The sequence below is a fragment of the Fodinicola acaciae genome (genome assembly GCF_010993745.1).
Classification (GTDB): Bacteria; Actinomycetota; Actinomycetes; order Mycobacteriales; family HKI-0501; genus Fodinicola; species Fodinicola acaciae.
On sequence record NZ_WOTN01000001.1, the window covers coordinates 1,587,614 to 1,614,577 of the forward strand.

General features: G+C 67.0%; 23 protein-coding genes. 10 read left to right on the forward strand and 13 right to left on the reverse strand.

What is annotated here, in order from left to right; all coding sequences use genetic code 11:
- Window positions 1–250 precede the first annotated feature (250 nt).
- Genes GNX95_RS07465 through GNX95_RS07475 form a run of 3 tightly spaced genes read left to right on the forward strand, consistent with a single transcriptional unit; the run spans window position 251 to window position 3,815 of the window.
- Window positions 251–2,542: a xanthine dehydrogenase family protein molybdopterin-binding subunit gene (locus GNX95_RS07465; RefSeq protein WP_163506379.1), complete on the forward strand. Its 2,292-nt coding sequence runs from the start codon at window positions 251–253 to the stop codon at window positions 2,540–2,542.
- Entirely contained in the window at window positions 2,539–3,003 is a 465-nt protein-coding gene (locus GNX95_RS07470) for a (2Fe-2S)-binding protein (RefSeq protein WP_163506380.1), read from the forward strand. The genes GNX95_RS07465 and GNX95_RS07470 overlap by 4 nt, the downstream gene beginning before the upstream one ends.
- A complete protein-coding gene (locus GNX95_RS07475) occupies window positions 3,000–3,815 on the forward strand; it encodes an FAD binding domain-containing protein (RefSeq protein WP_163506381.1) in 816 nt (271 codons plus the stop codon). The genes GNX95_RS07470 and GNX95_RS07475 overlap by 4 nt, the downstream gene beginning before the upstream one ends.
- Window positions 3,816–3,839: 24 nt before the next feature.
- Here GNX95_RS07475 and GNX95_RS07480 read toward each other — a convergent pair whose 3' ends face one another.
- The 7 genes from GNX95_RS07480 to GNX95_RS07510 are packed head-to-tail and all read right to left on the reverse strand — an operon-like array spanning window position 3,840 to window position 11,991.
- Entirely contained in the window at window positions 3,840–4,970 is a 1,131-nt protein-coding gene (locus GNX95_RS07480) for a hypothetical protein (RefSeq protein WP_163506382.1), read from the reverse strand.
- Between the two features lie 51 nt (window positions 4,971–5,021).
- Window positions 5,022–6,014, reverse strand: a complete 993-nt coding sequence (locus tag GNX95_RS07485; protein WP_163506383.1) for a hypothetical protein — start codon at window positions 6,012–6,014, stop codon at window positions 5,022–5,024.
- Between the two features lie 50 nt (window positions 6,015–6,064).
- Window positions 6,065–8,182, reverse strand: a complete 2,118-nt coding sequence (locus GNX95_RS07490; protein WP_222853449.1) for an outer membrane protein assembly factor BamB family protein — start codon at window positions 8,180–8,182, stop codon at window positions 6,065–6,067.
- Between the two features lie 20 nt (window positions 8,183–8,202).
- Window positions 8,203–8,985, reverse strand: a complete 783-nt coding sequence (locus GNX95_RS07495) for a Gfo/Idh/MocA family protein (RefSeq protein WP_163506384.1) — start codon at window positions 8,983–8,985, stop codon at window positions 8,203–8,205.
- A complete protein-coding gene (locus GNX95_RS07500) occupies window positions 8,986–9,789 on the reverse strand; it encodes a carbohydrate ABC transporter permease (RefSeq protein ID WP_222853450.1) in 804 nt (267 codons plus the stop codon). It lies immediately after the preceding gene.
- Window positions 9,786–10,721 (reverse strand): carbohydrate ABC transporter permease, encoded by a 936-nt coding sequence (locus tag GNX95_RS07505; protein ID WP_163506385.1) that lies wholly within the window; start codon window positions 10,719–10,721, stop codon window positions 9,786–9,788. Before GNX95_RS07505 ends, GNX95_RS07500 begins: the two co-directional genes overlap by 4 nt.
- A gap of 4 nt (window positions 10,722–10,725) precedes the next feature.
- Window positions 10,726–11,991: an ABC transporter substrate-binding protein gene (locus GNX95_RS07510; RefSeq protein ID WP_163506386.1), complete on the reverse strand. Its 1,266-nt coding sequence runs from the start codon at window positions 11,989–11,991 to the stop codon at window positions 10,726–10,728.
- Window positions 11,992–12,145: 154 nt separating this feature from the next.
- Between GNX95_RS07510 and GNX95_RS07515 the strand changes: the two genes are divergently transcribed.
- Genes GNX95_RS07515 through GNX95_RS07525 form a run of 3 tightly spaced genes read left to right on the forward strand, consistent with a single transcriptional unit; the run spans window position 12,146 to window position 15,443 of the window.
- On the forward strand, window positions 12,146–13,189 hold the full coding sequence (locus GNX95_RS07515; protein WP_222853451.1) for an NAD-dependent epimerase/dehydratase family protein: 1,044 nt from the start codon (window positions 12,146–12,148) through the stop codon (window positions 13,187–13,189).
- Window positions 13,189–14,163, forward strand: a complete 975-nt coding sequence (locus GNX95_RS07520; protein WP_163506387.1) for a dihydrodipicolinate synthase family protein — start codon at window positions 13,189–13,191, stop codon at window positions 14,161–14,163. The genes GNX95_RS07515 and GNX95_RS07520 overlap by 1 nt, the downstream gene beginning before the upstream one ends.
- A 20-nt stretch (window positions 14,164–14,183) precedes the next feature.
- Window positions 14,184–15,443, forward strand: a complete 1,260-nt coding sequence (locus GNX95_RS07525; RefSeq protein WP_163506388.1) for a helix-turn-helix domain-containing protein — start codon at window positions 14,184–14,186, stop codon at window positions 15,441–15,443.
- Here the strand turns inward: GNX95_RS07525 and GNX95_RS07530 are convergent.
- Window positions 15,436–17,406: an NHL repeat-containing protein gene (locus GNX95_RS07530; RefSeq protein ID WP_163506389.1), complete on the reverse strand. Its 1,971-nt coding sequence runs from the start codon at window positions 17,404–17,406 to the stop codon at window positions 15,436–15,438. The genes GNX95_RS07525 and GNX95_RS07530 overlap by 8 nt on opposite strands.
- A 116-nt stretch (window positions 17,407–17,522) precedes the next feature.
- On the opposite strand from GNX95_RS07530, the gene GNX95_RS07535 reads away from it, so the two are divergent.
- From GNX95_RS07535 to GNX95_RS07545, 3 genes are read left to right on the forward strand one after another with little or no spacing between them, the layout of a single operon-like run.
- Window positions 17,523–18,758 (forward strand): DegT/DnrJ/EryC1/StrS family aminotransferase, encoded by a 1,236-nt coding sequence (locus GNX95_RS07535; RefSeq protein WP_163506390.1) that lies wholly within the window; start codon window positions 17,523–17,525, stop codon window positions 18,756–18,758.
- Complete coding sequence (locus GNX95_RS07540) at window positions 18,748–19,461, forward strand: hypothetical protein (RefSeq protein ID WP_163506391.1); 714 nt, start codon at window positions 18,748–18,750, stop codon at window positions 19,459–19,461. Before GNX95_RS07535 ends, GNX95_RS07540 begins: the two co-directional genes overlap by 11 nt.
- Window positions 19,458–20,213: an amidohydrolase family protein gene (locus tag GNX95_RS07545; protein ID WP_222853452.1), complete on the forward strand. Its 756-nt coding sequence runs from the start codon at window positions 19,458–19,460 to the stop codon at window positions 20,211–20,213. The genes GNX95_RS07540 and GNX95_RS07545 overlap by 4 nt, the downstream gene beginning before the upstream one ends.
- Here the strand turns inward: GNX95_RS07545 and GNX95_RS07550 are convergent.
- Window positions 20,189–21,142 carry a dihydrodipicolinate synthase family protein gene (locus tag GNX95_RS07550; protein ID WP_222853453.1) on the reverse strand — a complete coding sequence of 318 codons (954 nt, stop codon included), beginning with the start codon at window positions 21,140–21,142 and terminating at the stop codon, window positions 20,189–20,191. The genes GNX95_RS07545 and GNX95_RS07550 overlap by 25 nt on opposite strands.
- Window positions 21,143–21,177: 35 nt before the next feature.
- Between GNX95_RS07550 and GNX95_RS07555 the strand changes: the two genes are divergently transcribed.
- The gene (locus GNX95_RS07555; protein ID WP_222853454.1) at window positions 21,178–22,137 is read left to right on the forward strand and encodes a hydroxyacid dehydrogenase; all 960 of its coding nucleotides are present in this window, start codon (window positions 21,178–21,180) and stop codon (window positions 22,135–22,137) included.
- On the opposite strand, the gene GNX95_RS07560 is transcribed toward GNX95_RS07555, so the two are convergent.
- The 4 genes from GNX95_RS07560 to GNX95_RS07575 all read right to left on the reverse strand — a co-directional run bounded on the left by GNX95_RS07560 (window position 22,123) and on the right by GNX95_RS07575 (window position 26,960).
- Window positions 22,123–23,166, reverse strand: coding sequence for a serine hydrolase domain-containing protein (locus GNX95_RS07560; RefSeq protein ID WP_222853455.1), 1,044 nt, complete (start codon window positions 23,164–23,166; stop codon window positions 22,123–22,125). The two genes, GNX95_RS07555 and GNX95_RS07560, sit on opposite strands and share 15 nt — an antisense overlap.
- The gene (locus tag GNX95_RS07565; RefSeq protein WP_163506395.1) at window positions 23,163–23,819 is read right to left on the reverse strand and encodes a TetR/AcrR family transcriptional regulator; all 657 of its coding nucleotides are present in this window, start codon (window positions 23,817–23,819) and stop codon (window positions 23,163–23,165) included. The genes GNX95_RS07560 and GNX95_RS07565 overlap by 4 nt, the downstream gene beginning before the upstream one ends.
- The gene (locus GNX95_RS07570) at window positions 23,819–26,182 is read right to left on the reverse strand and encodes a beta-glucosidase (protein WP_163506396.1); all 2,364 of its coding nucleotides are present in this window, start codon (window positions 26,180–26,182) and stop codon (window positions 23,819–23,821) included. The genes GNX95_RS07565 and GNX95_RS07570 overlap by 1 nt, the downstream gene beginning before the upstream one ends.
- A 70-nt stretch (window positions 26,183–26,252) precedes the next feature.
- Window positions 26,253–26,960 (reverse strand): hypothetical protein, encoded by a 708-nt coding sequence (locus GNX95_RS07575; protein ID WP_163506397.1) that lies wholly within the window; start codon window positions 26,958–26,960, stop codon window positions 26,253–26,255.
- Window positions 26,961–26,964: the final 4 nt, after the last annotated feature.

Genomic DNA, 26,964 nt, shown 5'->3' on the forward strand with positions numbered 1-26,964 from the left:
CTTTCCAACGTTGCAACCTGGCCGGGTTTCCACGTATGTAACGAAAGTGACCGCTCCACCGGCGTGTCCCGATCGCCTTCGTTACCTATGCGAGACGCGACCATCCGCTGGCGAGCGGCCGTGAGCTGGAGTTGCTCCGGGTGAATCGGGCGGGGCCACATCCGGACATCCGGTGAGGGAAGCCTGAGCTGCCGGCTGGTGCCGTGGGCTGCTAGACATCAAGGTGCGACGACCAAGTTGGAGGCGCTGGGTGAGCATTCTCGGTACACGGGTGGTCCGCACCGAAGATCCGCTGTTTCTGACCCGAGGAGCGACGTACACCGACGATCTCGTCGACGAACGACTCCGCGGTGCCGCGTACGTGACGTTTGTGCGGTCGCCGATCGCACACGGCCGGATCACGTCGATCGACACGAGCGCGGCCGCGGGGGCGCCGGGAGTCGTGGCGGTCTTCACGGCGGCCGACACCGAAGGCGACGGTGGCCTGTCCCCGTTGCCGCCGCCGCTGCCGATGTTCACCAAGGGCATGGACCGGCCGCCATTCGCGAAGGACACCGTACGGTTCGTCGGTGACATCATCGCGGCGATCGTGACCGAGGACCGTTATCAAGGCGAGGATGCCGCCGAGCTGGTCGATGTCGACATCGATCCGTTGCCGGCGGTCGTCGATCCGCGTAAGGCGCTCGACGACGAGGTGCTGCTGTTTCCTGAGGCCGGCACCAACACGATCTTCACCATCCCCGGCGAATTCGACGACAGCGTGTTCGACGACTGCGACGTCGTCGTGACGCGCGAGATCGTCAACCAGCGGCTGGCGGCAGCTCCGATGGAGGTACGCGCGTCGGCGGCGGTGTGGGGTGAGGACGGCCGGCTGACCACCTGGATTTCCAACCAGGCGGCGCAGATGGCCAAGGCCGCACTGGTCGCCGCGCTCGCCGTCGACGCCGACAAGGTGCGGGTGATCACGCCCGACACCGGCGGCGGTTTCGGCGCGAAGATCGGCGCCGACCTGGAAGTGTGCCTGGTTGCCTGGATAGCCGGGAAAATCGGCCGCCCGCTGCGCTGGGTCGAGACGCGCTCGGAAAACCTGGTCGGCATGACGCACGGCCGCGACCAGGTGCAGACGATCAAGATCGGCGGCAACCGCGACGGCAAGGTGCTCGCCTATCGCCTCGACGTGATCCAGGACTCGGGCGCCTATCCGCTTTTCGGCGCCTTGCTGCCGGCGTTGACGTTCTCGATGGCGACCGGTGTGTACGCCATCGACCGGTTGCAGTTCCGTTCTCGCAGCGTCGCCACCAACAAGACCAGCGTCGCCGCCTACCGCGGCGCCGGACGGCCGGAGGCGGCCGCCGCCATCGAGCGCGCGATGGATCTTTTCGCCGCCGAGATCGGAATGGACCCGGTCGAGGTGCGGCACCGGAACCTGCTGCCGCCGGAAGTCTTTCCGTACAAGACAAAAGGCGGCTCGCTCTACGACAGCGGCGATTACGCCGCGGCGCTGAAGATGGTCACCGACGAGGTCGACTATCCGAAACTTCGCCAGGAACAGGCGGAAAGACGCGCACGCGGCGACGTCGTCCAGCTCGGCATCGGCGTGTCCGTGTATGTCGAGGTCACCGGCGGTGGCGACGAATCGGGAGCACCGAAGGAAAACGCGACCGTCGAGGTGCATCCGGACGGCACGGTCACCGTGCTCACCGGCACGTCGCCGCACGGCCAGGGCCATCAGACCGCGTGGTCGATGCTGGTCAGCGACCAGCTCGGCATCCCGCTCGACCGGATCACGGTGAAATACGGCGACACCGACCTGATCCCCGAAGGCGGCGGCACGATGGGGTCGCGCAGCCTGCAGCAAGGCGGCGTCGCCGTACACGAGGCGACAACCGAGCTCGTCCAGATCGCCAAAGCACGTGCGGCCGAGTTGCTTGAGGCCAACGTGGACGATCTCGTCGTCGACACCGATCGCGCGGCGATCACGGTGGCCGGTGTGCCGACCACGGCGATCACGTTCGCTCAGTTGGCGGAGAAGGAAAAGCTGTCCGTACGAAAGGTTTTCACCGCGCCAGGAGCGACCTTCCCGTTCGGCGCGCACATCGCGATCGTCGAGGTCGACACCGAGTCCGGAAAAGCCGAGCTGCGCCGGATCGTGACCGTCGACGACGCCGGCACCATTCTCAACCCGCTGCTGTTCGACGGCCAGCGACACGGTGGCATCGCGCAAGGCGTCGCGCAGGCGTTGTACGAGGAAGTGCTTTACGACGACGACGGCAACCCGCTCACGTCGACCTTCGCCGCTTACCCGTTCCTGTCCGCGACCGAGGTCCCCAGCTTCGACCTGCTCCGGATGCAGACGCCGACGCCGTACAATCCGTTGGGCGCCAAGGGAATCGGTGAGGCCGGCACGATCGGCGCCACTCCCGCGGTGCAAAACGCGGTGGTCGACGCGGTTTCTCATCTGGGCGTACGGCACATCGAGATGCCGACCACTCCGGAGCGAGTGTGGACAGCCATTCAGGACGCGACCGGAGGACAGGCATGAAGGTCGAGATCGCGGTCAACGGCGAGAAAACCACCGACGACGTCGAGCCACGGCTTTTACTCGCACATTATCTGCGCGAGGTTCGCGGCCTCAAAGCCACCAACATCGGTTGCGACACCTCCTCGTGCGGCGCCTGTACGGTGCTGGTCGACGGTGAGTCGGTGAAGTCGTGCACCGTGCTGGCAGTCCAGGCCGACGGCCGGCAGGTGTCCACTGTGGAGGGTCTGGCCGGCGACGACGGCCTGCATCCGGTGCAGCGCGCGTTCCAGCAGGAGCACGCGTTGCAGTGCGGATTCTGCACCCCCGGCATGGTGATGGCCTCGGTCGGCCTGCTGTCGGAGAATCCGCATCCGACCGAGCAGGAGATCCGCGAGGGGCTGGAAGGAAACTTCTGCCGGTGCACCGGCTATCACAACATCGTACGAGCCGTGCGGCGTGCCGCCGAAGGAGCTGACGCATGATCCCCACGGCATTCGATTACGCCCGCGCCGAGTCCGCCGACGACGCCGTACGCCTGCTCGTCGAGCACGGCGACGACGCCAAGCTGATCGCCGGCGGCCATTCGTTGCTGCCGCTGATGAAACTGCGGTTCGCCAGTCCGGCCATGCTGATCGACATCGGCCGGCTGACGGATCTTTCCTACGTACGCACCGAAGGCGACGAGGTCGCCATCGGCGCGTTGACCCGCTATTGCGACCTCGTCACGTCCGAGACGATCGCCACCGAAGCTCCGCTGATCGGCCGCGCCGCGTCGCTGGTCGGCGACCAGCAGGTGCGCCATCGCGGCACGATCGGCGGCACGCTGGCGCACGGCGACCCGGCGTCCGACCTTCCTGGCGCGGTGCTGGCCACCGGTGGATCGTTGGTGGCACAGGGACCAAGCGGTCGGCGGACCATCGAGATGGCCGACTTCTTCCGTGGCTTCTTCGAAACCGCGCTGCAGCCGGACGAGTTGCTGGTGGAGATCCGGCTGCCTCGGCTGGCCGGCCGCGGCTACGCGTACGAGAAGTTCGTCCGGCGCGCCAACGACTGGGCCATCGTCGGTGTGGCCACTGTGGACGGTCGCGTCGCGCTGGTCAACATGGGCCAGACTCCGTTGCGCGCCAACAAAGTCGAGGAGGCGTTGCGGTCCGGAGCGTCGGCCGCCGACGCCGCCGCGCTGGCGGCCGAGGACACCTCTCCCCCGGCCGACATGCATGCCGGCGAGGAGTTCCGCCGGCATTTGGCGCGGGTGCTGACGAAACGCGGGCTGCGCAAAGCCGGACGGGACTGAAGCCCGTCCGGCTTTTGCCGGATCTCAGCTCGGCAGCACGAAAAGCACGCCCATCTCGCCGGTTGGCGCGGCCTTGTTGGTGACCACCGCCTGGCCGGAGCGCACTTCGGTCTTCAGGTAGATGCTGAAAACCGGCACGCAGCCACCGGTCGTGCGTACCGCGACATTGGGGATGTTGTGGTAAAAGACGACGTGATGCAGCGCCGTGCTCACGGTCCGGCTCACCGGATACGTGCGTGTCTGGCACACGGCTCCGGTCGAGGTGAACTGGGTCGCGATCAGCGTCGTACGCACCGCAGCCGACGATCCCCTGGTGCCACCGGGACAGCCGTATTTCCCGTCGCCGGACGTCTTGCAGACCGTGATCGACTGGTCGGCGAAGACGTTCAGGTTCTTCGTCCCCGCCGGCAAGCGCCAGAGATTCGAGACGCCGCGCACCGAGGCGTTGCCGGTGACTCGCGGCGTCCAGACCGCATGCCCAGCCTTCGCGAGCTGCTGACCGGACACCACCTGCACACCGTTGGGTACGCTGCGACGGCCGACCTCCAGATGCCCGGAGGTGATGGAAAATCTGGTCGCCGGCGTGCCGAGCGAATGTGCGTACGCGTAAAGCCGGCACACGAGCGTGCCACGCGCGGTGGACGTGGCGAGCAGGCGAGCCGTGATCGTCGTGGACCGCTGGTAGTTCGTGCCGACGTTCTCGCCATGCACGACCTTGCCGGCGTTTCTGGGGCCGTTTCCGCACTGCACCGAAGCGTCCACAATGGACCCGAGATTGGTGCTGGAAAACGCCAGCACGCCGGATACGTACGTCCGCTGGCCGGCCACCACGTTGATCGTGACCGCGGCCAGCGGATAGACCGCGAACGCCGCGCCTTTCTGCGGCGCACGATAGGAAGTGGCCGGTGCCACCGTATCGTACAGGACCTCCCCGGCAGCGGCCGCCGGTGCACGCGCGGCCGATGCGGCCGGCGCCGGTGCATCGGCGGCCTCCGGCGCGGCCGCGGCGGCCGGCTCGTTCACTGCGGCCTGGGCGTCGGCGCTGGCCGGTGCCTTCTTCGTCGCGGCCGGAATGGTCACCGCGGCCGCCGCGACCGCTGCGCCGGTCAGGACCGTCGCCGCCACGGCGACGACCGCCAGACTTCGCAGTTTCATGGCCTCCTTCGATCCCCTGCCCGCCCCAACCTTACCGAGCCGGCGCAACGGTCAGGTCGGCAGGACGAACAGGACACCCATCTCACCGGTCGGCGCGGCGTCGTTGGCCACCGCATCCTGGCCCGACGAGACTTCGATTTTCAAATAGATGCTGAAAACCGGCACACAACCACCGCTCGCCAGCACCGGAACCGTAGGAATATTGTGATAAAACACGTCGTGGTGCAGTGTCGTCGTGACGATTCTGCTGACCGCGTACGTGCTTGTCCTGCAGACTCCACCGGTCGAGGTGAACTGCGTCGCATAGAGCGTCGTGTGCACCGCGGACGACGATCCGGTCGTGCCGCTCGGGCAACCGTAGACCGAGTCACCGGAGGTCTTGCATGCCGTGATCGACTGGTCGGCGAACACGTTCAGACTCGTCGACCCGGCCGGTGCGCGCCACAGGTTCGAATGACCCGGCAGGCTCTCGGTGCCGACGATGCGCGGCGTCCACACGGGACTGCCCACACTGGCGAGCTGCTGGGTCGACGCCGCCTGCACTCCACCCGGCACGCTGCGGCTGCCGACCTCGATATGTCCGGAAGTGATGGAAAACCGGGTCGCCGCCGTGGCGAGCGAGTGAGCGTACGCGTACAACGTGCAGACCAGCGTTCCGCTCGTCGCCGACGTGGCGAGCAGCCGGCCACTGATCGCCGCCGACGGCTCGTAGTTGGTGCCGATATTTTCGCCGTGTACGACCTTGCCGGCGTCATTGGTGCCGTTCTTGCACTGCACTGAAGTGTCCACAATGGACCCGACGGTGGAACTGGCGAAGGCGAGTACGCCGGACACGTACGTCCGCTGACCGGCCGCCACGTTGATGCTGATGGCCGCCAGCGGATACGCCGCGTAGTCCGCTCCTTCCTCCGGTGCACGGTAGGAACTGGCCGGTGACACGGTGTCGTACAGCACCTCGGCGGCCGACACAGGCGTGGCCGCGGCGCCGACCAGAACCGCGGCGGTGACTGCTCCGAGCAGGATGCTCCGCACGGGATGTCGCATGGCCTACTCCTCGTTCTCCTGCCCTGGCTGGGAAAGAGTGCTTGCCGATGTCAGCCGAGATAGTCGGCCAGCGTGCAGCCGTATGTCACGAACCTGTTCGGGATCTTCGTTTCGTGGCCATGCATCCACACGTGCGCGCGCAGATCGGAGTTCGGACACGGGTCTGCCGGCGGCGTGTAGCGGCCGAGATGTGTGCGGTTGGACTCGCCGGCCACGGCGAAGACCAGATACATCCGGCCGTCCGGTGCCGGCGCGAGCCGCAGCAGCGATCCTCCGGTACGCAGCACGGTTGCCTTGCCGGACAAGGCATCCACCATGAACAGCCGGCTGCCGGTCACGCCGTAGAGATAGCCGTCACGCCACACCAACGAGCCGTCCTGAGCGCCGGTGTCCGCGGTGAACATGGAAATCCGGCGAAGGACTTTCCCGGTGGACGGCTGGACGACGAAGACCGTGCCGTCGGCGAGGCCCCAGATGTTGCCGTCCGGGCCGATCGTCAGCTCGTTGATGCTTTGCGCGCCGGCGACCGGATGGATCTCGGCGGTCTTCTGACCGGTCGCCGGATCAAACTGGAACAACACCGCCTCCGTTGCGCGGGGCTCGGTGCCCTGGCCACCGTCCACACTGGACCCTGCCCAGATTTTGCCGGCCACCGGCAGAATCGACGCGACGGTCTGGTCGGTCACGATGTTGCGATGTACGGTCAGCGATCCGGTCGCCAGGTCGTAGATGGTCAGAGCACCGCCGTAGAGGCCGTAATCCGGTGTCGTGCCGACGAAGAGCTTGCCGTCGTGCGGCACGACAGCGACTGGCCGGTTTTGCTCGTACGCCTCCTTGAGGCTGAACAACAACTGTGGCGCGGCGGTCGAATGCGGATCCCACACCGAGAGCTGTCCGGACGGATACGTGCCGAAATAGACCTTGTCGCCGCTCCACGTCCAGTCCTCGACCTGTCCCGATCTCGCCGTCGCGGTGCTGGTGCCGGTCGCCGGGTCGTAGACGACGGTCGAGCCGTTCAGATACGCGTTGACGAAAACCTTGCCGTTGCTCGGATCGGCGAGCACGTTCATCAGCGGCACCGGCACGTACTCGAACGGCGACGACCACTGCGTCACACCGCCGGTGGCCGGGTCGAAGCGGTAGGTGCCGCCGGAGTAGTTGCCGGCCAGGCCATACAGTTTCGGTCCGCCGTCCTCGTCCATCCAGCCGTACGCGATCGCCGCGCCACGGGTCAGCGTGACGTTCTTTCCGTTGTCGGTCACCGGAATCACCGCGTCCGTCGCCAGGTCATAGCGATAGAGCACCGAGGCAGTGGAGGTGAAATAGACCGAGCCGTCGTACACCGGCGACACACCGCGAGCGATGATCGGGAAACGCTGGACGGCCGCGCCGGTCGGATCCCGATAGGTCACCTGTTGGCCGGTGGCCGCGTCGAAAACCACCAGCTGGTTGTCGACATTTCCGAACACGCGGCCATTCGCGTAGTCGAGGTCGGAATATCCGTTGCCGGTGAAGCCAGCCGGGGTGATCTCGCGTTTTTCGCCCGTCGTCACGTCGATCCGGAACAGCCGCGCGTGCGGCGAGAGCAGGCCGGCGTACAGGACCTTGTGGTCGGGGTCGTACGCCGTCGCGCGTACGTACTGCTGCACCGTGTCGAGCGTGCCGAAATCGGTGACCTTGCCGCCGCCGGCGGGGTCGTAGCGAAACGCGTGTGTGTTCGGATACGTGCCGCCGTAAATGACGCCGTTCTCGCCGGGCGTCAAGCCGTAGATGTACGCCTCACCGGCGATCGGCTGTCCCAGATCGGTGACGGAGCCGGTGGCCGGCGAATAGCGATAAAGCCGGCCGTTGCTGTAGCTGCCGACGTAAACGTTGCCGTCCGACGCGATCGTGATGGCCCAGGCGCCGGACGCGCCCGGCAGTGGGATCGCCTTCTTCAGCTGCTTGGTGTGCAGGTCGACGATGTTCAACCGGGCGTTTTCTCCCGCCGGCACGGCATAAACCACATCGGAGCCATCGGGATCGTGACCGACGACGCCCTTCATGATGGTCAGAGAAGTCAGCGGTGTCCCCAGATCCTCCACCGGATCGGTCGCCGCGGTCGCGGGAACCGGTGAAAGTCCAAGAACCAGGGCGAAAACCAGCAGCACGGACCAGAACGTACGCACGGCGCCTCCAGCGAGACGTGTCAGAGAGCAGTGTCGACGGCGGCGAGGAAGCTCACCGGCCGCAGCAGATCTTCGTACGACACCGGCGGTTTGCCGGTGCGCACCATGTCCAGGAACGCGTCCAGCCCGGGATGCAGATAGTCCGGGCCGAGCGGCAGCTCGACCGCCGTCACCGAGGTTCCGGTGGTCAGCAGCACGTGGAACGGAACGACTTTTTCCACCATCTGTACGCAGACCGCGACCCTGCCCACAGTCGCGGTCGCAACTATCGCGCCGGAGACCCGGCGCACGTGCACATCGCTGACCGGTCCTGGCGCCAGGATCAGCGCCAGCTCGACCGGATGAATGCCGTAGAAGAAAACGCCGGCGTACGAACTGGCCGGATCCACCGGACCGGTGGTGACCACCGCGGTCGGCTGCCCGGTCAGCTCGCGCAAACGTGGATGCCAGCGCAGAGCCGAAAAAGACGTGACCGGCGTGTCGCTCTGCTGCGCCGCGCCTACGATCGCCTCCGCGTCGGCAACACTGGCGGCGAGTGGTTTGTCGACGAAAACCGGCACGCCGGCCCGCAGGAACGGGATCGCCTGCCTGGCGTGCTGCCGGCCGTCGCGATCGGCCACGATCACCGCGTCGACCATGCCGAGCAGATCGTCGGCGCGATCGACCACAGTGGACACTCCGACATCCCGGGTCGCCTCCGCCACCGCCACGACGCGCGCATCGCCGGCTCGATGCTCGGCGTTGAAATAGCGTACGACGTGGTCGACGTGCGAGCTCTCGGTCCCCACGATGCCGACGTTCATCTATTTCATCCCGCTCATCGTCACACCACGGACGAAATAGCGTTGCAGGAGCAGATAGACCAGCAAGATCGGCAGGAACGTGATGACCGCCGCGGCCATCGTGACCGCCAGCGACACGTCTTTGGCCTGCAGGCTGTAAAGGCCGACGGTGAGGACGTAGTTGCCGGGCGATCTGGTGGCGACCAGCGGCCAGAGGAAGTCGTTCCAGTGCCAGAGAAACACGAACACGCCGAGCGTTGCGAGGATGGGCTTGCACTGCGGCAGGATGATCTGGAAGAAGATCCGCACCTCGCCGGCGCCGTCGATCTTGGCCGCCTCGATCAGCTCGTCGGGGATGCCGATGATGAACTGCCGCATCAGGAAAAGTGCCTGCGCGTTGGCCAGCGTCGGCACGATCAGGCCGGTCATCGTGTCCAGCAGGCCGAGCTTGGAGATCAGGATGAACTGCGGGATCAGGGTCAGATGATAGGGCACCATCAGCATCGCGATGAACGTCCAGAACAGCACTTTGCTGCCGAAGAAGCGTTTTTTCGCGAAGGCGTACGCGGCGATGGACGCGAAGACCAGCACCAGCACGACCGAGATCCCCGAGTACGCCACCGTGTTGCCGATCCAGCGGCCCATGTCGCTGCCGGCCAGCGCCTCCGCGTACGCACCGAAATCGATGTGAATCGGCAGCAGCGACCCTGGCAGCGACAGCGGACGTCCGTGCTGCACGGACAGCACCACCATGACGTAGAACGGAAAAACCGTCGCCACCGCGACGAGCGCCAGCGGCAGGTGCGGCAGCAGTCGACGTCTCACGAGTCCTCCCGGAAGAGCCGCCGCTGCCACAGCGAGACGACCAGCGTGATCGCGAAGAGCACCACACCGGCGGCACTCGCGTAACCGAAGTCGAAGTAGTGGAAGCCTTGGTCGTACAGGAAAAACACCAGCGAGTAGCTGGACCGCACCGGACCGCCGCCGGTCATCACGTAGACGATGTCGAAGACCTGGAACGACTGGATCAGCTCGAGGATCACGACGAAGAACAGTGCCGGTTTGAGCTGTGGCAGCGTGACGCGCCAGAACCGGTCCCACGCCGAGGCACCGTCGACCATCGCCGCTTCGCTGTATTCACGCGGAATCGCGAGCAGGCCGGCGAGCAGGATGAGCATGTCATAGCCGAAGCGCGTCCACACGCTCATCAGTGACAGCGACGGCAGCACCATCGCGCCGGAGGAGAGCCACGGCAGCGGACCAACGCCGATGGCACTGAAAAACCAGTTGAGCGGGCCATCGCCGGAATAAATCCACTGCCAGATCACCCCGCTGGTGATCAGGCTGGTGATGACCGGCAGGAAATACAACGCGCGATAGACCTTGATGCCGCGGATCGACCGGGCGCACAGCTGCGCCATCGCCAGCGACACGACGACCGTCAGCGGCACTGCGATCAGCGTGTAGACGATGGTGACCTGCAAAGCGTTCCAGAACAACGAGTCGGCGAACAGCCGCTGGAAGTTTTCCAGGCCGCGCCACTGGATCGTGCCGGTGATCCGGTATTTCACTAGTGACAGTAGCATTCCGGCGATCGCCGGGCCGATCCGGAAGACCAGGAACAGCAGCACGTACGGCAGCACGAAGACCAGCGCGATCGCCGATCCGTCCCGCCGCATCCGCTGCCACCGCGACGGCGCGGCCGTACGTTTCGTACGGGACGCCGTCGCGGGGTCGGTCAGCAGCTCGGTCGCCATCTCGTCAGCTGCGGGCCAGCAGCGCGTCGACCTCGGCAGCCGCCGCGTCCAGGGCCTGTTTCGGCGTGACCTTGCCCAGCAGCGCGGCCTGCAGGTGCGGCTTGATCAGGTCCATCAGCGCGCGACCCTGCGGGCTGATCACGCCCGGCCGCATCTGGTCGAGGTATTTCTCCTCGCCACCGACCAGCGGATCGCTCGCGTACAACGAGCCGACCGACTTGCGCGGCGGGAAGTAGCTGCGTGACTTGTCAAACTCCTTCATCTGCGCCGTAGACGTCACCCACTGGACCCACGCCTTCGCGGCGGCCGCGTTTTGGCTCGACTGCAACACCGACAAGCCACCGACGGTGCCATAGCCAACCGACTTGACGTCCTTGAGCGGCGGACCGACCTGGTAGTTTTCCTTGGACAGCTTGTACGTCGCCAGGTCCGCGGACGCGGTGGAGATCGTCACGCCGACCTTGCCCTGCGCGAACGGGCTCGTCTCGGCCTGCTGGGCGGCGGTCAGCGCGTCCTTCGGCGTGTAGCCGTTGTCGATGAGTTTCTTCACGAACTCAAGGGCTTTCAGGCCGGCCGCCGAGTTGATCGTGCACTTCTTCCCGTCGGCGGACAGCACCTCGCCACCGGCCTGCCAGAGCAACGGATAGAAGGTCTGGTTGAGCGTCTGCTTCGGGTCGCCGATGTAGTACGTCGCATAGTAGCCCTTGGCCTTGAATTTCGGTGCCGCGGCGAGCAGATCGTCCCAGGTCTGCGGGACCGAGGTGACGCCGGCGGCCTGCATGACCTTCTTGTTGACCATCGTCGTGGTGACCGACATCAGCAGTGGCACACCGTAGAGCTTGCCGTCGTACGTCATGGCCTGCAGCGCGTTGTCGCGGAAGTCGCTGCGATCGGAGCTGATCACGTCCGTGACGTCCGCCAATGCGCCGGTGTCGGCGTACTGCGACAATTGGTCCGGAATAAGGTAAACCACGTCCGGACCCTTGTTGCCGGCGATCGCGGTGGTCAGCTGCTCGTCACGGTTGGCCCACGGCTGGACGACCACGTCCACGTTCACCTTGGGATATTTTTTCCGGAATTCCGCGACTTTCGGCTGCCACCAGGTCTTTTCCAGGTCGGCACCGATCGGATAGATCCACATCGTCACCTTGCCGGACACCTGGGACGGATCGGACGGGACGCCGCCGCCGGACCCGCAGGCCGCCATGGCCGCCGCCAGCACGACGGCGGTGGCCAGCGCGCCGATCCGGCGGATCGGGTTCATCTGCATGTGTGTCTCCTCGTCCTGCCCCGGACGCAATTACGGTCGTGGCCGAATTGGCCATGACCCTAGCCAGGCTTTAATTGGCGGTCAATACCCGGCCGACAACTGGACCGCACCAGACTGCATAGTGACGTTCGGCCGACGATCGGCTATTTTCGGCATGACCGTTATTGGCAACGAGGAGGCCTGGATGTCGCTGGCGGAGATCGCTCGGCGGGTGTACGAGCCCGACGACCGGCTGCTCGACCAGCTCGCCAAGACCGAAGGCGACCTGGTCGTGCTCGGCGCCGCCGGCAAGATGGGGGTCAGTCTGGCCCGGATGGCGGCCGCGGCGTTCGAACGGCTGCCCGGCGAGCGGCGCGTCTATGCGGTGTCGCGATTCAGCGATCAGGACGCACGCGCTGAGTTGGACCGCGCCGGCGTACGCACCGTCGCCGCCGACCTCACCGACGAGTCCGCGCTGGCCGCACTTCCGGACGCGCCAAACGTCGTTTACATGGTTGGCCGCAAATTCGGCACGTCGACCGACACCGCGACCACCTGGGCTCTGAACGCCTACCTGCCTGGCCGGGTCGCGCAACGCTATGCCGGCGCGCGGATTTCCGCCTTTTCCAGCGGAAATGTCTACCCACTCGTGCCGGTTACCGCGGGTGGTGCTGACGAGAACGTGCCGGCCGACCCGGTCGGCGAGTACGCGCAGTCCTGCCTCGGCCGCGAACGCGTGCTCACCTATCACGCGCAGGCGACCGGCAGTCCGCTCGCCATTGTCCGGCTCAATTACGCCATCGACTGCCGCTACGGCGTGCTGACCGACATCGCGCGAGCGGTCCAGGCCGGCGAGCCGGTCGATCTCGGCAACGGCATGGTCAACGTGGTGTGGCAGGGCGACGCCAACCGATATGCGCTCAGCGCACTCGCCTACGCGGACACCCCACCACTGGTGCTCAACGTGACCGGTCCGGAGGCCTCGTCCGTACGCTGGCTGGCTCACGAGCTCGGCCGGCGGCTCGGCCGTGAGCCGGTTTTCGTTGGCAGCGAAGCCGAAACGGCGCTGCTGTCCAACGCCGCTCGCTGCTTCGGCCTGTTCGGCTATCCCGGCGTCAGCCTGGCCGAGATGCTCGACTGGACCGTCGCCTGGCTGACCGAAGGCGGCCAGCTCCTCGACAAACCCACGCATTTCACCGAGCGCAAGGGCAACTTCTGATGCTGACCGCGGAAAGACGGTCGCGGCTGCGCGACGGCGTGGTGATTCCGGCGCATCCGCTGGCGTTGCGCGCCGACCGGAGCCTCGACGAGCCGCGGCAGCGCGCACTTACCCGCTATTACGTGGAATCCGGCGCCGGCGGTGTCGCGGTCGGCGTACACACCACACAGTTCGAGATCCGCGACCACGGTTTGTACGAGCCGGTGCTGACCTGCGCCGCGCAGGAAGCCGGTGACGCACTGCTGGTCGCCGGTGTGCTCGGACCGACCGAAAGGGCCGTCAACGAGGCAAAACTGGCCGCGGACCTCGGCTACGATCTCGCGCTGGTCGCCCTGCCGGGCTGGGGATCGGCGCCGGAGGCCGACATTCTCGACGGCATCGCCGCGATCGGTGAGATCATGCCGGTTTTCGGTTTCTATCTGCAGCCGGCACTCGGCCAGCGCCGCTTCGGCTACGAGTTTTGGCGCGCGTACGCGGAAATACCGGCGGTCGAGGCGATCAAGATCGCGCCGTTCGACCGCTATGCGACGCTCGACGTCGTACGCGCCGTCGTCGACTCCGGACGCGAGATCGCGCTCTACACCGGAAACGACGACAACATCGTCGTGGATCTGCTGACGCCATACCGATTCGGTGACACGACTGTCCACATTGTCGGCGGTCTGCTGGGACAGTGGGCCGTGTGGACACCGGCCGCCGTCGCGTTGCACGCCGAATGCCGCGCGATCGTCCGAGCCGGCGGTCCCGTGCCGCTGGAACTGCTGACCCGCGCGACGCAGCTGACCGACGCGAACGCGGCGGTTTTCGACGCGGCCAACGGCTTCGCCGGCAGCATAGCCGGCGTCAACGAGGTGCTGACCCGCGAAGGCCGGCTGGCCGGCAACTGGTGCCTCGCCGACCACGAGCGGCTTTCGCCTGGCCAGGCCGACGAAATCACGCGTGTCGCCGCCGCGTACCCACGCGTCGCGTCGTGACGTGGCACGATGCTGGCGTGATGGCCAGTGTACGGACAGCCGAGGCACAGGGGACGATCGCGGTGATCGGCCCCCCCGACCTCGTGCCGCTGGTCGTGCAGGTCGCCAACCGCGACTTCGGTAACCTGCGGATCCTGCCGATGCCATACCGAAACGAGACCGAGGCGGTCGAGCTGGTGCGCAACCGGCCGCCGGAGGTCGACGGCTGGCTGTTCACCGGCACGATCCCTTACACGCTCGCACAACAAGCCGGCGTGTTGGACCGGCCGGCCACCTACATCACCTACTCCGGCGCCACCCTTTACCGGGTTTTGGTGGAACTGCTGTCCAGTGGACGCACGGTCGACCGGATCAGCATCGACACGCTCGACCGCGACCAGGTGGTCGAGGCGATGCGCGACGCGGCGCTGCCGATCGACGGCGTACGGGTGATGGAGTTCCGGCCCGGTCGCGACGCCGCGCAGTTTGCCGATTTCCACCGGAAGTCCGCCCGCGGCGCGACCAGCAGCGTGGCCATCACCTGCGTACGGTCGGTCTACGACGAGCTGAGCGGCGAGATGGAGATCCACCGGCTGGCGCCGGCGATCGTGTCCGTACGCGCCGCGTTGCAGACAATCGCACTCGCCTGCCTCGGCAGGGTGACGGCGGATGCCCAGGTTGTGCTTGGTTTCGTTGATGTTTCCGATCCGGATCCGGAGCTCGCCGACGACGTGACGGCCCTCGCGGCGAGCCTGTTCACCTTGCACGAAGGCCGATATCTGCTCGTCACCACGCGCGGCATCCTGGAGGAGACGACCAATGGCTTCCAGCAACTGCCGCTGCTTTCCTCGCTGAGCCAACGACACATGTGGGCTCATGTCGGCCTCGGCGTCGGCCGGTCAGCGGCCGAAGCCGAGGCGTTGGCGCGGCGAGCATTGGCGCGATGCCGCGCCACCGGGCCGTTTTCTGCCTTCGTGTCGCTCGGAAATGGCGGCGACCTGATGTTGGCCGGCGGCGATCAGCCGTCCGCGGCAAGCGACGAGCCGATCCCGGTGGCGGTCGCCGCGCGGCGATCGGGACTGTCACGGGGAAATCTCGACCGGCTCAAGGCGATGTTGGACCAGCACGGCGACGATGGCGTGACCGCGAGCGACATCGCGGAAGCTCTCGATGTCGAGCCGCGGTCGGCACGTCGTACGCTCAAACGGCTGGAACGGGCCGGAGTCGCGCAGCCCGTCGGTCGCGTCCTGGCCGGCACCTCCGGCCGCCCGCCGATCGTCTATCGCGTACGCCTCAAATAGCGTCCACGCGATACAGGGTCGCGTTGTCGCCGAGGAAGACCCGGCCATCCTGATGTACGGCCAAAAACTGCGCCGTGCGCTGCACGACGGTCGTGACGGCCAGCGTCGAGCGGGCGACGCGTACGAGCGTGTTGGCGGCCAGCACGTAGAAACTGTCCGATCCGGCGTGATAGGCCAGCCGGCCGGTGCCCGACGGCACCGTGACCTGGCGCGTGACCGTACGCGTCGGGACATCGAACGCGAAGAGTTTTCCGCCAGCCAGGCCCCATATCTCACCGGCCGCCGACACCAGGCCGTCGACGGCCTTCGCGCCAGGCACCGTGACCTCGAACGTTTTCGCGTCCGCGGCGAGGTCAAAGCCGAAGATCTTCGCCTCAGACTGCGTCGGTGCCGGCACCGAATAGCCGCCGTAGACGCTGGTGCCGCCGATGATCTGGCCGGACGCGTACGCGAGCGCCACGATCGACTGGTCGGTCACCACCGGACGATGGACGCGCGAGGCGCTGGACGCCTTGTCCACGATGACCAAAGCGCCGCCGAGGGTCGTGTTTGGCATCGTGCCGTACGCGACGTGGTCGCCGGCGTCGACGCTCGCGCGCGCACGGACCTGGTCGATGTCCTTGAGATCCACCACCTTCACCGGATTTTCCGGCCCGGAGCCAGGCGAATATTCCATGCTGTTCCAGGACAGGGCAGGGTCGTAGCGATAGAACCGCGAGTCGGGATAGGTGCCGAGCCAGATCGTCGTGCCGAGGTCGAGCACGCTTTCGGTCTGAGCGAAGCGGTTGAACGACGGCTTGCCGGTGCTTGGGTCGACCTGCGCCAGGCCACCGTTCAGATAGCCGCCGGCCCACAGCCGGCCGGTCGCGCCGACGCTGAGGCTGGCCAGCGGAATCGGCTCACCCGGCACGTCGGTCAGCCGCACGTCGGACTTGCGCGTGCGAGGGTTGTAGCGGAACATCTCGCCGCGCCACAGCAAACCGATCAGCGTCGGTCCAGGCCAGTCCCGGTCGCGCAGATCGACCCAGCCAATCCCCCGGTTGTTGACCACGCGACCGGCGAACGTCAGTCCCGTGCCGGTTTCCTTGCCGGTCGCCGGTTTCAGTGCGGTCAGCTCACTGTTTCGGGTGTAGTAGACCAATCCACCCGGTCCAGGCGCGGAAACGTCCAGTCCGGCAACGTTGTCCAGCAGCGGTCCCCACTTTTGGCCGCGAATGTCCCAGATCCCGAGCCTTCCGGTGATGGCGACGCCGAACCGTGCGTACACGCGACCGTCGTACGCGTTCAGGTCATAGACGGTCTGGCCGGCACTGACGCCGGCCGGCAGCGGCAGCTCGCGTTTCGCGCCGGTCACCTTGTCGATCTCGATCAGATGCGGATCCGGTTGCGTGCCGGCGTAGATTTTCGAGCCGTACTCGGTGATGCTGCGTGCGTACGAGAAGCCGGGCAGGATCGTGCCGTAGTCGCGCACCGTGCCGTCCGGGTGACAGGCGAACACCTTGGCGTTTGGATACGTACAGCCAAAAACGACACCGCAGGAGTCGACGACCAGCCGCCAGATGTAGGTTTCCGCCGGCAGCGGCAGGCCGAGGTTTTCCACCGGCGAGTTCCGGCCTGGTTTGCGGCGATAGAGCTGGCCGGTGCCGTACGCGCCCACCCACACCGTGCCATCCGGCCCGACGGCCACCGCGTACGAACCCGGCGCACCCTCCAAGGCCTGATACGTCAGTGTTTTCCCGGTTTTCGGATCGATCGAAACCAGGTGCGCCGGCTCGCCGCTCGCTGCCGACCACATCACCGGCCGGCCTTCCGGACCGGGACCGATCGCGCCGCCGATCAACAGCACGTCGCTCAACGGAATGCCGAGCTCGGTCACCGTGGCGGCCGCCGCCGGTGCCGGCAAGGCCGCCGCCGCAAGCGTGCCGCCAGCGGCGGCGAGAAATGTCCTACGTGACACGATCATGCGGCGTCTCCAATTACGGTCATGTCTCTAATTGGTCGCTGCGTGCACGCTAGCCGCGCTTCCACTCGCGGTCAACGGTCTTGCTTCGACTTACGGTCGTGGCCATAATCGACGTCATGACGCTCGCGATCGACGGCGGCACGCCGGTGCGGACGGCTCCGATGCCGACCGTGCTCGACGCATCCGGCCGGACCTTCGGCGCGGCCGAGGCCGCCGCCGCGACCCGAGCGATCGCCTCCGGCGCGCTGTGGCGCGTCACCGGCACCGAGGTCGCGGCGCTGGAAACGGAATTCGCCGACTACATCGGCGCTTCGCACGCGGTGGCAAGCACGTCCGGCACCGCTGCTCTGCATTTGGCGGTCGCGGCACTGGATGTGGAGCCGGGCGACGAGATCATCGTGCCGCCGATCACCGATTTCGGCACGGTCATAGCCGTCCTGGCCTGCAACGCGGTGCCGGTCTTCGCCGACGTCGACCCGGTGACCGGCTGCCTCACGGCCGACTCGGTGCGCGCCTGCCTGTCCGAGCGTACGCGTGCGGTCATCCCGGTCCATCTTTTCGGCGGACCCGCACCAATCGACGACATCGTCGCACTCTGTCGGCCGCGCGGCATCGCGGTGATCGAGGACTGTGCTCAGGCATATCTGACGATTCCGTCCGGTGGCGCCAGTTTCGCCGGCACCCGCGGAGATATCGGCTGTTTCAGCCTGCAGCAGTCCAAGCACATCAGCGCCGGCGACGGCGGCCTGACCGTCACCGACAACCCGGATTTCGCTCGCCGCATGCGGCTTTTCGCCGACAAGGGCTGGCCGCGCGACACCGGTGAGCGTACGCACCTGCATTTCGGCCTCAACTATCGGATGAACGAGATGGTCGGCGCGGTCGCCCGGGTCCAGCTGACCCGGCTCGCGGACGTGGTCGCAGCCCGGCGCGCGGTCGCACGCCGGCTTGTCGCGGAGCTCGGCGCACTCCCCGGGCTGCGGCTGCCCGCCGACACACGGCAGCACAGCTTCTGGCTTTTCCCCATTCTCATTGACCTTCCGGTCGGCAACGGCGATTTCGGCAAGGCGCTGGCCGCCGAAGGCATCACCGCCAACGCCGGTTATCTGGACCGTCCGGTCTATCTGACGCCGGCGCTGACCGAGCGGCGGACCTACGGCACGTCCGGTTTTCCGTTGACCTCTCCCCCGGCACGCCGCGAATTCACCTACGCGGCTGGCGACTGTCCGGTGGCGGAGAAGCTCATCGGGCGTACGCTCCTCGTCCTGGACTGCAACGAACGCTTCACCGACCAGGACGTGACCGACATCGTGACAGCGGTGCGAAAAGTCCACGAGCATTATGCGCGCTGATCCGATCGACATCGACTGCGACGTGCTCTGCGGCAGCTGGCCGCCGCGCGCGGAGCTCGACTTCAGCTGGCCGGCCGTACGCGCCAGGCTCGATGCCGCCGGCATCGAGAACGCGTTGGCGTGCTCCGGACGCGGCGCGTGGTTTGACGACGCCGACGGCAACGCCGAAACTTTGGCCCTCGACAACGCGATTCCGGTCGGCACGGTCAACCTGCGCAACGCGCTACGGGCGACCGCTGTGCTCGATGACTTGCAGGCCGCAGGCGTGCGCGCGGTGCGGATTTTCGGACCACTGCAGGGTTGCGAGCCGCATTTTCCCGGCTATCGGCACGTGGTCGACGGCATTCTCGGTCGCGGCATGGTGCCGTTGGTGGAAGGCGACCTGCGGCACTGCTGGCAGCCGTTCGCGGATCGTGGCGCGCGCGTCGTGTTTTTGGACGTACACGCCTACCATCTCGCCGACTTCATCCTGCTTGCGCGGCGTGAGCCGGGTTTCGTCGCCTCGACGCGACTGCTCAACGCTCCTGACTCCATCGAGACCGTCGTCGGTGAGGTCGGCGCGAGTCACCTCGCGTTCGGATCGCGTACGCCCCTGCACGACACCTCGCCTTCGGTGCTGCGGATGCGGCACGCACGACTGTCCGATGTGGACTGGACCGCGGTCACTGGCGGCACGATCCGGTCTCTACTGGAGAAAACGTGAAAGACCATCCGGTCATCGACGTGCACGGCCACTGGGGGCCGTGGTTCTTCGCGATGGACATCGGGGACGTACGGGAAAACCTGCGGGTGCTGGACGAGTGGCGCATCGACCTGCAGATCGTCTCGGCGTCCGAGGCCGTCACGTACGACGCACCTGGTGGCAACGCGAAGTTGGCGCGACTGCTGGAAGACCAGCCACGGCTGCGCGGATATGTCGTCTGCAACCCCAACGACCTGACCGCCTGCGAGGCCGATCTGCGCCGCTATCTGGCCACGGACTCCTTCGTCGGTGTCAAAATCCACACCAGCTATCCGCGGCGCGCCATCTCCGCTCCACAGATGCGTGATCTTTTCGCTCTGCTCAACGACTTCGACGCCGTGATCCTCATCCACACCTGGGGTGGCGACGTGCTCGACCTGCCCCGGCTGCTCGATGCCAACCCGCGGTTACGGGTGATCGCCGCACACATGGGAGCCGACCGGTGGGACCTCGCCGCGGAGGCCGCGAAAGACTGCGACCGGCTCTATCTTGAGCCGTCGTGCTCGATCACCGACGCCGGCCAGGTCGCGCACGTGGCCGCGCGCGTGCCGGAGGGGCAGCTGCTTTTCGGCACGGACGCGACACTTATCGACCCCGCGGTGTCTTTCGGCCTGGTGGAGGACGCACGGCTGGCTCCGGCCACCGCCGAGGCGATGTACTGGCGCAACGCCGCCGAGCTCTTCGGCCTTCAGGACGCGGTCAGGGCGTCGTAGGCGGCATGGATCTCGGCACGCTCACTCGCCGGCAGCCGCACCCCGTGCGGGTCGTACGCCGACCGCGCCGGCAGGATGCCCTCTCGTTCCGCGACCCACAACATGCGCTGCACATAGCCATCCATCGGCGCACGGAAGGTCGCGACGGCCAACCGGTCCAGCCGGTCCGACGCGACCAGAAACCCCTTCGCGTCCTGCGCGAACCAGGTTCGCATCAGCGCTCGCGACACGGCCGTGCCGGCCGCGGCGATGCCGACCAGAGCCGCGTCGGCGCCCCACATCAGCGACGGACCGAACATCCGGTCCTCACCGGTGATGGCCAGCGCGCCACTCGAGTGGATCGCCGCGATCGCGTCCTGGCAGGCCATCGCGTCGTACAACGTGGCCAGTTTGACGCCGAGAACCTCCGGCCGCGCGCACAGCTCGGCGAGCAGCTCCGGACCGTACGCGACGCCGCCGGCCTCCGGATAAAGCAAAAAACCGATCACCGGCAGTCCGGCGGCCGCGGAAACCTCGGTGTGCAACCGAATTGTCCGCTCGGCGCGAGTCGGCACCGGCTCCAGGCTCGGCGCCGGAAACACCATCAGCGCGTCCGCGCCGCCGGCGGCCGCCTCCTCGGCGACTCGTTGCGTACTCACCAGCTCGGCGGCGAAATCGCCGACCGCGTCCGGCCGCGGCCCGACCGCCGCGACCACCGGACCGGTCGTCACCGTACGAAAAGCCGCCAACACCGCCTTTCGCTCGGCGTCGGACAGCAGCAGGCCACGCGCCGTGTGAGCCCATACGCAGATGCCGTCAACGCCGCCGGCGATCGCGGTGGCGTAGTTTTCCAGATCTTGTTGGACAATCCGGCCGGTGTCGTCCCGTGGCGTCGCCGGCGCGGCCAGCAAGGCGCCGCGCACCGCGTTGGCCATCGTCGTGGAGTCCACCATCGCATCCTCGCATGCCTGATCCCGGAGTGCCTGTGAACATCCTTGTCGACGTGTCGCCGTATCTGCGCGACAGGTTCTTCGCCGACGGCGCGCTGGCCGGCATGCGGCTGATCGACGACCACGCCGAGCTGACGGAAGCGTTGCCTGGCACCGAAGTGCTGGTCACCAGCTGGGGGCAGCCGGCGCTGACCGCGCAGCTCCTGGATCTCGCGCCAGACCTTCGGCTGGTGGCCCACACTGGTGCGACGGTCAAGTTCTTCGTCACCGAACAGCTGTGGTCGCGCGGAATCCGCGTCACGCAGGCGGGTCAGGCGATGGCGCGGCCGGTGGCCGAGGCAGCGTTGGCCTTCACGTTGGCGTTGTTGCATCGGATTCCCCGTTTCGATCACGCGATGCACGCGCGTTCGAGCTGGCAGGAGGCAAAGGACGCACCGGATCAGCACGAAATTCTCGGCTGTCGGATCGGTGTCATCGGCGCATCGCGCACGGGACGCGCGTACATCGCGCTGGCGAAAGCCCTCGGAGCCGAGGTGTCCGTCGCCGATCCCTATCTCACCGATGCCGCCGATCTTGGCGTACGAGCGGTCGGCCTCGACACTTTGCTTGCCAAGTCACGAATAGTCGTCGTCCACGCGCCGGTCCTGCCGGAAACGCGCCACCTCATCGGCAAACGTGAGCTTGCGTTGATGGCCGATGGCGCCGGTCTCGTCAACACCGCGCGGTCGTGGCTGGTCGACCAGGACGCATTGCTGGCCGAGGTTTCCAGCGGCCGCCTCGACGCGGCGATCGACGTCTACGACGAGGAGCCGCTGCCGGCCGGCGATCCGTTGCGTGGCCTGCCAAACGTCCTGCTCACGCCGCACACCGCCGGCGCGACCGTGGAAGGCCATCGCCGGCAGGGCGACATCGTACTCGCCGAGATCGGCCGGTTTTCGCGTGGTGAGCCACTTCTTCACGAGGTGACCGCCGCCGATCTGTTACGGATGGGGTAAATCGAGGCAGTCGCGCGTGGCCGTGTCCAGCCGGTCGATCCGGTCGAAATCACCGGCCGAGCCGGTGACGAAGGCGATCGCATAGCCGTCTTTGGGACAGGCACCGCCATAGTTGCCGCCGACGCCGCCCATGCCGTAACCGCTGTCATCGACACCGAAGCCGAGGCCCCAGGAGCTCTCCCCGCCGAAAACGCGGTCGATGCCGGTGCACTGCGCGGTTGTCGCCTCCGCGAGAAGTCCGGGCGACAGCAGCTTTCCCTGCAGCAGAGCGGCGTAGAGTCCGCAGACTCCGCGAGCCGTGCCGTGTCCGTTGATGGCCGGAATCTCGGCCGCCCGCCAACCCGCGCTGTTCACCACCGCCGCGTCGAACGCACCTGGTGGGTTCGCTGTCGCTCGCCGGTAGAGCTCCGGCTTTCCAGTGGAATCAAGGCTCTCCAGACCGGTCAGGTCCACGACTCTGGACTGGTCCCTGACACCGACCAGAAAATCCAGCTCGTTGGGCCCGCAGATCTCCGCCCGCAGAAACTCGCCGAGCGTGCGACCGTCGATCCGGCGCACGAGCTCACCAACCAGATGACCGAAAAACATCGCCGACTCGCCGAGGTCCTCACCTGGTAGCCATTCCGGTTCCTGGTCGGCGAGCAGTGCGCACAACCGGTCCCAGTCGAAGAAAACCTCGGTCGGCGCCGGCCGCGACAGCGCCACGACGCCAGCCTGATGCGACAGGACATGGCGTACGGTCGCCGGTGCGCGAAACTCCGGCCAATAGCGTGACATCGGCGCGTCGAGATCGAGCAACCCGCGCTCCACCAGCAAAAGTGCGCACATCGCGGCAAACGGCTTGGTCACCGAATACGGCTGCACGATGCTGTCGGGCCGCCACTCGCGCGTGCGCCGGGCGTCGGCGAAACCGCCGTGAAGGTCGATGACGAAGTCGCCGTCATACCACACGCAAAAGGCCGCGCCGGTGCCTGGCTGAGCGCGTACGATGTCGTCGAACACGTGTCGCACCGGCTCGAACGAGGTCATCGGTCGATTCTGCCGGCTGGCGGCGCGTTGCTCCAGCGGATTTTCAGGTCGTGCACATACGCGGTGAAGTCGCCGAGCATGTCCAGTTTTCCGCCGCTGACCAGCCATTGCACCTGCAGGCCGTCCAGCGCCGCGATGGTCAGGTGGACAACCCGCTCGATCGGGATGTCCTCGCGCACCTCGCCGATGGCGCGGCCGTGTTCCAAAGCGGCGGTCAGCCAGGCGTACGCACTCCCGTAATGTCGTTGCACCCAGTCATAAGCCGGATGCGACGGATCGATCGCCTCCGCGCTCAGCGTCACGAAAAGCCGCACCTGGTTGGGGCGCGCGCTGTTGCGTGACACCAGACCGATCAGCGCGTCGAATGCCGACCAGCCGCGCGGCGGCTCGCCGTCGACCTCCAACGGCCGCCCGTCGATCTCTTCACGATGTTCCAGTGCTGCCACCAACAACGCGATCTTCGACGGAAAATGGTGCAGCAGCCCCGACTGGCTGAGGCCGGCCTTCTCGGCGACCTGCGCGATCGAGGTGCCGCGATAGCCGGCCGCCGCGAACAGGTCCAGCGCGACCTCCAGCACCCTCGCACGTGCCTGGTCGCCGGCAACGCTCGCGCGGTCGGTAACGGTTCGCCGGTATTGCCGCGGAAACGACACTAGAACGCCGTGCGCAGCCGCACATCGCCGAGGCCACGCGCGACCAGGATCTCGCCCCCGGACACCGGTTTCCAGCCATCGCGCCACACTCGCAGGACACGCGGATCGAGCTCGACCGTCACCGTACGCCGCTCCCCTGGCGGCACAGCGTCAACGACCGACCAACCCGCCAGGCGTACGGTCTCGCCCTCGGGTTGGACGTACGCCTGCACGACCTCACCGCCGACCCGGCTGCCGGAGTTTTCCAGCTCCACAACGACATGATCGCCGTCGACCTGGACGGTGTGGTACGTCCAGGTGGTCCAGCCGAGTCCATGGCCAAACCAGAACAGCGGCTTCTGCCCGCCGCCGTGCCATCCCCGATAGCCGACCCGCACACCTTCCCGATATTCCAGGACTCCGTCGGTCGGCACCGGTGACCACGCCGGCCCTTCACCGTCCGCGGCGGGGAAAGTCGTCACCAGCCGGCCGGTCGGCTCGCGTCTTCCGAGCAGTACGTCGGCGACCGCGTGGCCGCCTTCCTGGCCAGGCAGGCCGGCGTAGAGGACGGCGTCGACCTTTTCCAACCACGGCATGAGAATCGGCGAGGCGGCGTTGACCACGACGACCGTACGCCGAGCCACGTCGGCGACCGCTCGGACGAGTTCGTCTTGTGCGCCAGGCAAAGCGAGCGTCGTCTTGTCGACGCCCTCAGTCTCCTGCTCGACCGTCAGACCGACCACCACCACGGCGACCGGTGCGTCCTTGGCGGCCGCCGCCGCGTCGGCGATGACCTCAGCGGTCGGCCGAATCGCCGGGCGCGCCACCAGGCCTGCCTTGGTGAGTACGCCGCCGGAGGTGTCCAGCCGCGCGGTCAGCCGACTGCCGGGCCGCGCCCGCACGACGCTCGTCCACGCCGGCGGGTCGAGGATCGCCGCTCCGAGGTCACCGCTTACGTTGTCCAGCGCGAATTCGTGGCGTACGCCGTCAATTTCCACTGTCCACGCGCCAACTCCGCGCACACCGACCTCGACCTCGCCGGCGTCCAGCTCCGCGCACAGCTCGACGCTCACCGCGCCTTCGTGCGGTCCGGTCGTCATGCCGAGCGCGATTTCCCCGATTTCACTGGTGGTCGACGCCTGTTCCTCGCCGTCCGTCCGCCAGCTGGTGATCCGGATGCCGGGCTCGCCGGTCTCCGGATCGCGGACGAAACCGGGCTCGGCGATGTCCGGCCGCTCGCGCACCTCGACACCGTCGAGCACTCGGATATCGTCAAGCGCGGCAACGAGTCCATCTGCGATGTTGACCAGATGCGGTGGCCGTACGCCGGCCGATCCGGCGCCTTGTGCGACCGTACGCACCGCATGCCGGCCGATCACCAACGGAATCTCGGAAAGCGGCAGAATATCGTTGTCGTTCTTCAACAACGTCATGCCTGCCGCGGCGAGCGACCGCAGCTCCTCACGACGGACCGGATCCGCCGGGCTCGGCCAATTGTCCTCCGGTTTGCGCACGTTGTCACCGAAAGCGCCGACTCTGCCGGCGAGCCGCAACAACCGCCGGGCGTGCTCGCGGATGGTCTGCTCGCTGACTTTCCCGGCACGTACGGCATCGACGAGCTGCTCACCCCACGGTCCGAACGGGCCCGGCATCACCAGGTCCTGGCCGCCGTTGGCGGACGGCACGGTCGACTTGGTGGCGAACCAGTCCGACATCACCAGGCCGTCCCACCGCCACTGTCCTTTGAGGACACCGTTGATGAGCTCGTCATGCTCGGTCGCCGCGACTCCGTTCACGTCGTTGTACGCGGCCATCACCGTCCACGGATGCGCGTCCTGCACGGCGATTTCGAACGGCAGCAAGTAAATCTCGCGCAGCGCGCGCTCGTCGACCACGGAATTCACCGACTGACGCTCGGTTTCCGCCTCGTTGGCGACATAGTGTTTGAGACAGGCGCCGACACCGCGCGACTGCAGCGACCGCACGTATGCCGCCGCCAACCGCCCGGTGAGCAGCGGATCCTCCGCGTACGCTTCGAAAAGCCGGCCGCCAAGCGGCGTCCGATGCAGGTTGATCGTCGGCCCGAGGAGCACATGGACACCCTGCGTGCGCGCTTCTTCGGCGAGCAGCTGACCGGCGCGTTCGGCGATCCGCTCGTCCCAGCTGGACGCGAGCAGCGTCGCGTTGGGCAGCAGGGCGACCTTGCGGCCGCCGGTGAAGTCCAGGCCGCGTACGCCGGTCGGTCCGTCCGAGAAGATCATCGGCGCGAGTCCGATCGACTCGTCGCCGTGCAACTCGAACATCGCCGCGCCGGTCAGCAACCGCACCGCCGACTCCACATCGAGACCGCCCACGGCCGTCCCGATGTCCTGCTCGCCCGCCATGCGACTCCTTCCGCCGACCGACTGCTCGGTCGGCTAAACCGTACGGCACGGTGCGCGTCTCGTGAAGGCCTCACCCGGGCCAGGTGCGTATGACGGCGCGCGCGAACGCGATCCCCTCCGGCGTCACCACCTCGGTCATCGACCGCCGGCCCTGCGACTTGAGGGCCGAGATGCGCAACAGCAAACCGCGCGTCTCCCAGTTGGCCGCGTTGGCCTGTGCCGCCGACACCGGCGACCCGCTTGCGGTCAGATAACCGGCGATGTCCGCGGCGAGATCGGTGGTGTGTCCGGCCGCGAGCAGAATCAGCAGGAAAAATCCGGAATCTCTGGTGTATTCCTCGTCCGAGTCCAGCGGCAGCCGCTCGGCCAGCCACCACCAGAGCGCGACCGGATCCTCGCGCAGCCGCCGGCCAGTGTCCGTGAGCATCAGCGAACCTCGTTCGCTGGAGATCAGCCCGAGTTTCGCGGCGGACTCGCGGAAGTCGAGCACCGGCGGATTCTGCACCTCCCGCTTGCTCTTGTGGATCCATTCGCGGCCGATGCCCAGCGCGGTGTAGATCGCCTCGACCTCGGCCGGCGGCAGATAGCCGGATCCGGTGAGTTTCAGGCCGTCGTCACCGATCCGGTCCAGCAGCCAGCTGTACGGCCGCATCATCTCGGCCTGCGTTTCCGCGTCGATCTCCACCGGCTCGGACTGTCCGGCGGCGATCAACGCCCGCAGCGCCTCGCGTACGTCCGCGGACTCCACCCGCGAGACCAGCTCCGCCCATGGCTCCATGCCG